The following is a 9,345-nucleotide window of genomic DNA, read 5'->3' as shown; positions in this document are numbered from 1 at the left end:
ATTTATTTTTGTGATCCTCAATCTCCCTGGCAACGTGGCTCAAATGAAAATACGAACAGATTGCTCAGACAATATTTTCCAAAAGGAACTGACTTATCGGTTCACAGCCAGCAAAGACTTAACAGTGTTGCCCGGCAGCTCAACGAAAGGCCCAGAAAAACGCTAGACTATGAATCACCCGCAGAGCGATTCAATAAGTGTGTTGCGTCCATCGGTTGAACTCACACCGACTACTGGTACAAGTACGTGGGACTGAAAGGGGCGATTGTCGGGATGCACGGATACGGTGAATCGGCGCCTGCCGATAAGCTGTTCCCGTATTTCGGCTTTACCGTTGAGAACGTGGTTGAGAAGGCGTTGAGCGTGCTTTAGTGCTGTTGCCGGGTGGCGCTGTCGCTTACCCGGCCTGCAAAACCATCGCGATTACGTCACCCGGCAAAAAGCTACCGCGTGATCCACAGCGTGGGCCAGGCGTCTGGTCTATTCCAGTTATCACAACTGGGCTCCTCGGCATAACGTACCAGGCGAAAACGCTGGCCGTCAAAACGCCAGCGTGTCTGGACACCACAATCTCCCAAACCACGTCCCAGCGCGAGCGTTGTCAGCTCGCGCGTCTTCTCATCGAAGCTGGCATTCATCAATTCCATTTCGCTGTCGTCACTTGACGGTGTAAAGGGCAGACGCAGCCTGACGCTGCGGGCGGTGAACGGTTTTTTACGTGATACCAGCCACGCCAGATCGACAGTGTTATAAGCCCCCGCCTCGCAGCTGACGATCAGCAGCGCTTTGTCATCGGTTAACGCGGTGACGCGCACTTCCCGGCGGTTAGGATCCAGCGAGCACTGATTACTGTTCATCCGTCCGGTACCATAGTCCAGCAGATCGTTCAGTTCAGCGTGGGAGAGCGGCGTCGGTGTCGGATTGACGACCGTCACCTTTTTTAAAGCCGGAGCGGGTGGAACGCTTAACGGCGGATCATCTCCTTTCTTGATCCACGCGGTTTCGCTCCCGACGCGCTTTTGCTGCGCATCAATGAACAGCAACGCGGCCTTAAGCCCGGTCAGTGAAATCACCTGCTTACCGCCGCGCAGGGTCAGAGACTTCCCTTCCTGGATGTTTTTCAGAAAAGCGGTAATGGTGGCGGCATCGTCCGTTTTCAGATGCCAGGGCGTGAGCTGCCAGTGCTGTTTGTCCAGCTTAAGGGGAACGTTATCCAGCAGCAGACGGGGAGCAATATCCGGCTCTTTAACCGACGGGGCGTCAAGGCCACCGAGATCAATACGCAGCGTTGCATCCGTTTTCGCCCCGGCGCTTCGGGTGAGCGTCATAACCAGACCACGGTGTTCACCCGTGTTGCGTGCCAGACAGAAATTCTGGTTATTGCAGGTCACCTGCCAGTCAGAAAATGCCTGCTGAGCAGGCGCAGCCCGCACCTGCGGCGCGAGAAGCACACAAAACAGAGAGAATAAAAAAACACTGTAGCGCATGAATGACACAATCCCGGAACGAAAACGCTTAACTGGGCAGTATCTTCATGTTACCACCGGGGTTGCTCAATCGGATTTATCAGATATACCCGAAAAATCATCTACATCCGTTCGAAAGCAGTGTCCATCAGCCCGGTTGTTTGTAAATACTGCAGTAATATCACAGCTTTGCCATCCCTGATTTCGCCTGAACGCATCATCTCCAGCGCACGGGAAAAGGGGAGCTCCAGCACTTCGATATCTTCATCTTCGACACCACCGCCCCGGTGAGTCCGCTGCGCATCGCTGTATTCCGCAATGAAGAAATGCACAATTTCCGTTACGCCGCCTGGGGACATAAACAGCTCGAAGACCTTTTTGACCTCTCCCACTTCAAAGCCGGTCTCTTCAACGGCCTCTTTGCGGATACACACTTCCGGCTCGTCATCATCAAGCAGGCCAGCACAGGTCTCAATCAAACGGCCATCAGGGTTGCCATTAACCCAGGTGGCTACCCGGAACTGACGGATCAGCACCACGCTCTGCTTTTGACGGTTATAGAACAAAATGGTTGCCCCGTTGCCGCGGTCATAGACCTCGCGTTTGTGGCGGATCACTTCACCGTTGTTACGTGTAAGATCATAGGTGATGTTACGCAGGACAAAGTAGTTTTCAGAGAGAATTTTGTCTTTGATAACGTCAATTTTCAGGGTCATACGGGCTCCACGGCACAATGAGTCGTCCTATACTACGCCGTGGCTCCCGCTTTGTCGCCCGCCGGTTAATGATGTTTCGACGTGCCAACCCCAAGCCAGTCGAGCATTCCTTGCGCCGCATGACGCCCTTCCGCCATCGCGGTCACCACCAGATCCGCCCCACGCACCGCATCGCCACCAGCGAAGATTTTTGGGTTGGTCGTCTGGTAACGATAGCGACTCTCTACCGAGGCCACGATTCTCCCCCAGTCATCTGTTTCGACACCCTGCGCCTGCAGCCACGGCATCGCGTGTGGGTTAAAACCAAACGCCATGATCACGGCATCAGCAGACATCACAAACTCACTACCCGCCACCGGAACAGGTCGACGCCGTCCCTGAGTATCCGGTTCCCCGAGTTCGGTACGCAGCATCCGGATGCCATTGACCTTGCCGTCTGGATCAAGCGTCAACTCAACTGGCTGGACGTTAAATTCAAACGCAGCGCCCTCTTCTTTGGCATTCTTCACCTCTTTCTTCGAGCCCGGCATATTGACCTCATCCCGACGATAGGCGCAGGTGACTTTCGCCGCGCCGTGGCGTAACGCAGTGCGGACGCAGTCCATCGCCGTGTCTCCCCCACCAAGCACCACGACGTTTAACCCGTGAGTATCAATAAACGGTTCACTGGCCGTCGCCTCCAGCCCCATAACATGGCGCGTGTTGCCCACCAGGAAAGGCAACGCGTCATAGACGCCTGGCGCGTCTTCATGCGGGATCCCCGCTTTCATGGAGCGATAGGTTCCCACGCCAATAAACAGCACATCAAAGTCGTCCTGCAACTGAGACATCGACACATCCTGGCCCACCTCGCAGTTCAGTTCGAAGCGGATCCCCATCGCGGTAAATATCTCTCTGCGTCGCGCGAGCAGTGATTTGTCGAGTTTGAATGCCGGGATACCAAAGGTCAGCAAACCGCCAATTTCCGGATGCCTGTCATAAACCGTCACCCTGACACCATTACGCACCAGCACATCAGCACAGGCCAGCCCGGCAGGCCCTGCCCCGATAATCGCAACCCGCTTGTCCACCGGTACAATACCGCTCATATCCGGTCTCCAGCCCATCGCCAGCGCCTGGTCAGAAATATAGCGCTCAATGTTTCCAATGGTGACTGATCCCGCGTCATCGCGCAGCGTGCAGGCTCCTTCACATAATCGGTCCTGCGGACAGACGCGCCCCGTAATTTCGGGTAAACAGTTGGTCTGATGAGAAAGCTCGACGGCACCCGCAATATCCCCCGCATTGACGCGCTCAATCCACTGCGGGATGTGGTTGTGCAGCGGACAGGTCCACTCGCAGATGCTGTGCTCTCCGCATTTCAGGCATCGCGATGCCTCGCGACTGGCCTGTGCAGCCCGGAACGGCAGGTAAATTTCGTTAAAATGGTTAACGCGTTCTGCGGCAGTAAGCTTGTCAGGTTCGCCGCGTGGCGGGGTCGTTTGCATCCGCTGCAGTTTGGTTTGCGAAATAACCTCTCTGACAGCCTCCGCATGCCAGGGCTGCGCCTCCAGGCTGGCAGTGCGCTGTCGGCGCGATTTGGCCAGGTTATCCAGCACGGCAGACGTCGCCAGCGAAAGGACATCTGCCGGGCAATTTTCAATACAGGCCGGGCCTTGTGGGCGCGTCAGGCAGAGATCGCATTTATTCGCCGATGCCTTCACACTGCCGTTTTCAAGCGGAGTGACGATAATGTCCATCGTACCAAACGGGCAAGCCACCACGCAGGCTTTACAACCGATGCATTTTTGTTGATTCACCTGTACGCTGTCATCGCATTTGCTGATGGCGCCGTTTGGGCAGCTTTGCGCGCAGGGTGCAGCTTCACAATGATGGCAGGTAACGGGGCTTCTCTTCTCGCCAGATTTCAGGACCGTGATACGAGGATGAAAATGGCGCTCGCTCAGGACATGCTGCTCACCATTGTGTGCCATCACGCAGGCCACTTCGCAGGCCCGACACCCAATGCATTGCTGGCTGTTAGCCATAATAAAACGATTCATAACCACACCTGTTTTTGGTTCAATAACCTTATTCTTTGTATGAATATGGTATTTACGCATTACGGCGCGATCGGGCAATGTTCAAATGCCCAGGACGTCAAACTATTTCCAGTGAACCTGTGGCAGATCAATTTTATTCAGAGGGCCGTTCTGTGACCGTTAAACGACCTGTTTCCGGAAGCCTGGCCTGGGCTTTCTTTTCGATCATTGCGTTATCCGTTCTGACCAGCAGCGTCGCACTGCTGACGCTGACCAGTAGCCAGCGTGATGCCGAAGCCATCAACATCGCAGGTTCACTGCGTATGCAGAGCTACCGGCTGGGCTATGAGATGCAGGGCAACAGCCCGTCTCTGGCGGCGCATCGCGAAAACTGGCAGAAGACATTAAGCGCCCCGGCATTAGAAAAGTTGAATCGCTGGTATGTACCGGACAACGTGAAACAGCGTTATCAGCAACTGCATGTAGCCTGGCTGGAGATGGATAAGCGCATCGCGCAAGGCGATAGCGCGTGGTATCAAAGCCACATTGAAGATTTTGTCGGCCGTATTGATGCCTTTGTGCTTACCCTCCAGCACTATACCGAACATAAAATCCAGACGGTGACCCTGCTCTCTCTGGCTGGCGCGCTTGGGATACTGCTACTGACGCTGTTTACCCTGCGACGCATCCGTCGTCAGGTGGTGCTACCGCTTAACAATCTTGTCGCAGCAAGCGAACGGATTGAGCGAGGGGAATTTGAGACCCCTGCCCCGGATACCGCACTGCCAAATGAACTGGGCCAACTCTCCCGCGCCTTCAACCATATGTCGGCCGAGTTACATACCCTCTATCGTTCGCTAGAAGCCTCGGTGGCGGAAAAAACGCGACATTTGCATGAAGCCCATCAGCAGCTCGAAATGCTGTTCAAATGCTCTCAGGCGCTGAATACCGGCCAGATAGACAGCCTGTGTTTCCGGCATATCCTGCAGATCGTCCATGAATATACTCAGATGAATTATCTGGAATTACGCACCAGCGACGACTGGCGGTTATGTGAAGGAACAGAAACAAGCGGTATTCCACTGCAAAACCTGCCGGTGCTGATGCAGGATACGCTGTATGGTGAGCTGCGCTGGCAAAGTGAGACGGACAGTGTTCCTCTCCCACTGATGAGAAGTGTGGCGACGATGCTCGGACGCGGGCTGTACTTTAACGAGGCGCAAAAACATTACCAGCAACTGCTGCTGATGGAAGAGCGCGCAACCATCGCCCGCGAACTCCATGATTCGCTGGCACAGGTGCTGTCGTATCTGCGGATCCAGCTCACGCTGCTGAAACATGCGGTGCCGCAGGACAATGCCCCGGCTCAGACCATCATCACCGACTTTTCCCGCGAGCTTAACAATGCCTGGCATCAACTGCGCGAACTGCTCACCACCTTCCGTCTGACGCTCAACCACGCGAATTTACCTGCGGCACTCCAGGAGTCTCTCGACGTTCTGCAGAGCCAGACACAGGCGAAGCTACATCTTGACTGTCGCCTCTCCTCGCTGGCGCTGGACGCGCAAAAGCAGGTGCATTTGTTGCAGATCGTGCGCGAGGCCGTGTTGAACGCCATTAAGCACGCGCAGGCCAGCGAGATCACCGTAAGCTGCGTGACCTCCGTGGATGGCACGCACAGCGTCAGCATTCGTGACAACGGCATCGGGATTGGCGAAGCCAGCGAACCAGCGGGACACTACGGGTTGAATATTATGCGTGAACGCGCGCAACGGCTCGGAGGAATGCTGCACTTTTCTCAGCCGCAAAACGGCGGCACGCTGGTCAGCGTGACGTTCCCGGTCCCCACGCCGTTAACCGGTAAATAACGGTAAAGGGGGAAGCGCAGGAAAAAGCGTATGATAATTTACATTATCTCCTTTATTTCTCCACGTTTGGTCTTCGTCTTGCCGCTAAAGTGATGCAGGCAATAAACAATAATGACGTGCAGCAAAACGAGGTCACTTTTTCATGGCGAATTTTTTCATCGATCGCCCCATTTTTGCCTGGGTACTGGCCATTCTGTTATGTCTGACAGGTGTCCTGGCGATTACGTCACTTCCTGTCGAGCAATATCCCGATCTGGCACCACCTAACGTACGCGTCACCGCCAACTATCCAGGAGCATCCGCACAGACGCTGGAAAATACCGTGACACAGGTTATCGAACAGAACATGACGGGTCTGGATAACCTGATGTACATGTCCTCGCAAAGCAGCGCGACAGGTCAGGCGACGGTCACACTGAGCTTTACCGCCGGCACTGATCCCGATGAAGCCGTACAGCAGGTGCAAAATCAACTGCAGTCGGCCATGCGTAAACTGCCTCAGGCGGTGCAGAACCAGGGTGTGACCGTGCGTAAAACCGGTGATACCAACATTTTGACTATCGCGTTTGTCTCCACTGATGGCTCCATGGATAAGCAGGATATTGCGGACTATGTTGCCAGTAATATTCAGGACCCCATCAGCCGAATTAACGGTGTAGGCGATATCGACGCTTACGGTTCACAATACTCAATGCGCATCTGGCTCGATCCCAACAAGCTCAACAGCTACCAGATGACCGCAACCGATGTAACGGATGCTATCAAAGCCCAAAACGCCCAGATTGCCGTGGGGCAGTTAGGAGGCACGCCTTCCGTAGATAAACAAGCCCTGAATGCCACCATTAATTCGCAGTCACTGCTTCAGACCCCGGACCAGTTCCGCGACATTACCCTGCGTGTGAATCAGGATGGCTCGGAAGTGCGTCTTGGCGATGTCGCCACGGTGGAAATGGGTGCGGAGAAGTACGACTACCTGAGCCGCTTTAACGGCAATCAGGCCTCGGGTCTGGGGATTAAACTGGCCTCCGGCGCCAATGAAATGGCCACAGCGAAACTGGTGTTAGATCGGCTGGATGAGCTTTCACAGTATTTCCCGCACGGGCTGGAATATAAAGTCGCCTATGAAACCACCTCCTTCGTCAAAGCCTCGATTAAAGATGTGGTGAAGACCCTGCTGGAAGCGATCGCGCTGGTGTTCCTGGTCATGTACCTGTTCCTGCAAAACTTCCGCGCAACGCTGATCCCAACCATCGCCGTCCCTGTCGTCCTGCTGGGGACCTTTGCGGTGCTTTACGCGTTTGGCTACAGCATTAACACCCTGACGATGTTTGCGATGGTGCTGGCAATTGGCCTTCTGGTGGATGATGCCATCGTGGTGGTCGAAAACGTCGAGCGAATAATGAGCGAGGAAGGCCTTTCCCCGCGCCAGGCCACGCGCAAATCCATGGGCCAAATTCAGGGAGCGTTGGTCGGTATTGCGATGGTGCTGTCGGCGGTCTTTATCCCGATGGCCTTCTTTGGCGGCACCACCGGAGCGATCTACCGCCAGTTCTCGATAACCATCGTCTCGGCAATGGTGCTCTCCGTGCTGGTCGCATTGATCCTCACCCCCGCACTCTGCGCCACAATTCTTAAGCCGCTGCACAAAGGGGAACATCACGGCCAAAAAGGGTTCTTCGGCTGGTTTAACCGGATGTTCAACCGCAATGCCGCACGATATGAATCTGCCGTCGGGCGAGTACTTCACCGCAGTCTGCGCTGGATGATGATTTACGTGGTGCTGCTCGGCGGCATGGTCTGGCTGTTCCTGCATCTGCCGACCTCATTCCTGCCGATGGAGGACCGGGGAATGTTCACCACCTCGGTGCAGCTCCCGAGTGGTGCAACGCAGCAGCAGACACTAAAAGTGGTTCAGAAAGTGGAGCAGTACTTCTTCACTAAAGAGAAGGATAACGTTGTATCGGTCTTCTCCACCGTGGGCTCTGGCCCGGGCGGAAACGGGCAGAACGTCGCCCGTATGTTTGTCCGCCTGAAAGACTGGGATGAGCGCGATACGAAAACCGGAACCTCCTTTGCCATTATTGAGCGCGCGACGAAAGCCTTTGCACATATCAAAGAAGCACGCGTCTTTGCCAGCAGTCCACCGGCGATTAGCGGGCTGGGCAGTTCCGCCGGGTTTGATATGGAGTTGCAGGATCACGCCGGCGCAGGCCACACGGCACTGATGGCGGCACGCGATAAGCTCTTAGAGCTGGCAGGGAAAGACGCCGGTCTGACCCGCGTTCGTCATAACGGTCTTGATGACAGTCCGCAGCTCCAGGTGGATATCGATCAACGTAAGGCGCAGGCGCTGGGCGTCTCAATCAACGACATCAACGACACCCTGCAAACGGCGTGGGGCTCAAGCTATGTGAATGACTTTATGGATCGCGGCCGCGTGAAAAAAGTGTATGTACAATCCGCTGCGCCGTTCCGCATGTTGCCGAATGACATTAACCGCTGGTTTGTCCGTAATAATACCGGCGGTATGGTGCCGTTCTCCGCTTTTGCCTCCTCACACTGGGAGAGCGGTTCACCACGTCTGGAGCGCTATAACGGCTATTCTGCAGTTGAAATCGTTGGGGAAGCTGCACCGGGCGTCAGCACAGGTACCGCCATGGATACCATGGAAAAACTGGTGCAACAGCTACCTGCAGGTTTTGGTCTGGAGTGGACAGCCATGTCATACCAGGAACGGCTCTCAGGAGCGCAGGCTCCCGCGCTTTACGCGCTTTCATTGCTGGTCGTTTTCCTCTGCCTTGCCGCATTGTATGAAAGCTGGTCAGTCCCGTTCTCGGTCATGCTGGTGGTTCCCCTTGGAGTGATCGGCGCACTACTGGCAACCTGGATGCGCGGCCTGGAGAACGATGTTTACTTCCAGGTGGGGTTACTCACCGTTATCGGTTTGTCGGCGAAAAACGCCATTCTGATTGTTGAGTTCGCTAACGAGATGAATGCTAAAGGTCACGAACTGATGGCTGCCACGCTGCACGCCTGTCGCCAGCGCTTACGCCCAATCCTGATGACGTCGCTGGCGTTTGTTTTCGGTGTACTTCCGATGGCAACCAGCACAGGCGCAGGCTCCAGCAGTCAGCATGCGGTAGGTACAGGCGTCATGGGGGGCATGATTTCGGCGACCATCCTGGCCATTTATTTTGTTCCCTTGTTCTTTGTGCTGGTACGTCGTCGTTTCCCGCTGAAAGAACGTCCCGAGTAACGTATAGACATAAAAAAG

6 protein-coding genes and 1 pseudogene are annotated in these 9,345 nt (G+C 55.1%); 4 read left to right on the top strand and 3 right to left on the bottom strand.

The features are described from left to right. Positions 1-219, top strand: a 219-nt coding sequence (locus V6E55_RS19640; protein WP_316943714.1) for an IS30 family transposase, incomplete at its 5' end; no start/stop codon positions are given. Between the two features lie 9 nt (positions 220-228). Next, a pseudogene (locus tag V6E55_RS19635) lies at positions 229-372 on the top strand (transketolase-like TK C-terminal-containing protein); the annotation flags it as partial. A 71-nt stretch (positions 373-443) separates the two neighbouring features. Here the strand turns inward: V6E55_RS19635 and V6E55_RS19630 are convergent. From V6E55_RS19630 to aegA, 3 genes are all read right to left on the bottom strand, one after another. After that, positions 444-1,487, bottom strand: coding sequence for a DUF1176 domain-containing protein (locus V6E55_RS19630; protein ID WP_316943712.1), 1,044 nt, complete (start codon positions 1,485-1,487; stop codon positions 444-446). 101 nt (positions 1,488-1,588) lie between these two features. Then, complete coding sequence (gene nudK, locus V6E55_RS19625; RefSeq protein WP_316943710.1) at positions 1,589-2,182, bottom strand: GDP-mannose pyrophosphatase NudK; 594 nt, start codon at positions 2,180-2,182, stop codon at positions 1,589-1,591. A 65-nt stretch (positions 2,183-2,247) separates the two neighbouring features. Then, the gene (gene aegA / locus V6E55_RS19620; protein ID WP_316943708.1) at positions 2,248-4,224 is read right to left on the bottom strand and encodes a formate-dependent uric acid utilization protein AegA; all 1,977 of its coding nucleotides are present in this window, start codon (positions 4,222-4,224) and stop codon (positions 2,248-2,250) included. Between the two features lie 152 nt (positions 4,225-4,376). Here aegA and narQ point away from each other — a divergent pair, with 152 nt between their 5' ends. Together narQ and acrD are read left to right on the top strand one after the other, a co-directional pair. Next, the gene (gene narQ / locus V6E55_RS19615) at positions 4,377-6,071 is read left to right on the top strand and encodes a nitrate/nitrite two-component system sensor histidine kinase NarQ (protein WP_316943706.1); all 1,695 of its coding nucleotides are present in this window, start codon (positions 4,377-4,379) and stop codon (positions 6,069-6,071) included. 142 nt (positions 6,072-6,213) lie between these two features. Further along, positions 6,214-9,327: a multidrug efflux RND transporter permease AcrD gene (gene acrD / locus V6E55_RS19610; RefSeq protein WP_236919648.1), complete on the top strand. Its 3,114-nt coding sequence runs from the start codon at positions 6,214-6,216 to the stop codon at positions 9,325-9,327. Positions 9,328-9,345: the final 18 nt, after the last annotated feature.

The sequence above is a fragment of the Enterobacter sp. 342 genome (assembly GCF_036663495.1).
Lineage (GTDB): Bacteria > Pseudomonadota > Gammaproteobacteria > Enterobacterales > Enterobacteriaceae > Enterobacter.
Note: the sequence above shows the minus strand (reverse complement) of the source record. Positions and strands in the feature narration are given on the sequence as shown.

Bases quoted from the DNA above. Each gene is read 5' to 3' on its own strand.
- aegA (WP_316943708.1), bottom strand. From the start codon at position 4,224: ATGAATCGTTTTATTATGGCTAACAGCCAGCAATGCATTGGGTGTCGG.
- nudK (WP_316943710.1), bottom strand. From the start codon at position 2,182: ATGACCCTGAAAATTGACGTTATCAAAGACAAAATTCTCTCTGAAAAC.
- V6E55_RS19630 (WP_316943712.1), bottom strand. From the start codon at position 1,487: ATGCGCTACAGTGTTTTTTTATTCTCTCTGTTTTGTGTGCTTCTCGCG.
- acrD (WP_236919648.1), top strand. From the start codon at position 6,214: ATGGCGAATTTTTTCATCGATCGCCCCATTTTTGCCTGGGTACTGGCC.